The organism is Pseudoxanthomonas jiangsuensis (assembly GCF_010093185.1).
Lineage (GTDB): Bacteria > Pseudomonadota > Gammaproteobacteria > Xanthomonadales > Xanthomonadaceae > Pseudoxanthomonas > Pseudoxanthomonas jiangsuensis.
The window spans coordinates 1-520 of the sequence record NZ_PDWL01000107.1 but is presented as its reverse complement, the minus strand read 5'-3'; the positions used below and the strand labels follow the sequence as shown (position 1 = coordinate 520).

Genomic DNA, 520 nt, shown 5'->3' with positions numbered 1-520 from the left:
GCACCTGCACCGTTTCCTCACCGGTCACCAGCGACGTCATGGCTGCGCCGTCCTCCAGCCAGCGTGCGCCCATCCCGACCAGCACCGCATTGCCTGATCGCGCATCCCGATGCGGCTTGACCCACAGCGGCACCCAGGCGTGCTTCAGCGCTTCCACCGCACCGCTCCAGGTGCCGCCCTTGCCTTCGGTGGCGCTGACGATGACGGCGGCATCGGACAGGGCGTAGATGTACTTGTTGCGGGCCATGGCATTGCCCACATCGAACCCCGCCTCGGGATTGAAGGGCGACACCAGGACGAGATTCCTGTCCATCAGGGCGCGGCGGTACTTGACCGAGTTGCTGGTGCGCAACAGGCTGTCGGCCAGCACGCCGATCACGGTGCCGTCGCGTTCCAGTGCACCGAGCATGGACGCTTCATCGACGCCCCGTGCGCCGCCGGTGACCACCGAGCGGCCCTGCAGAGCGATCATGCCGCCCAGGCCGATGGTGAACGCCAGATCGTCCTCGCTGGCATCGCG

1 protein-coding gene is annotated in these 520 nt (G+C 67.5%); it reads right to left on the bottom strand.

Annotation, left to right across the window (positions count from 1 at the left end):
• A partial coding sequence (locus CSC62_RS17505) for a DNA-processing protein DprA (RefSeq protein WP_211369042.1) occupies positions 1-520 on the bottom strand: 520 nt, incomplete at both ends.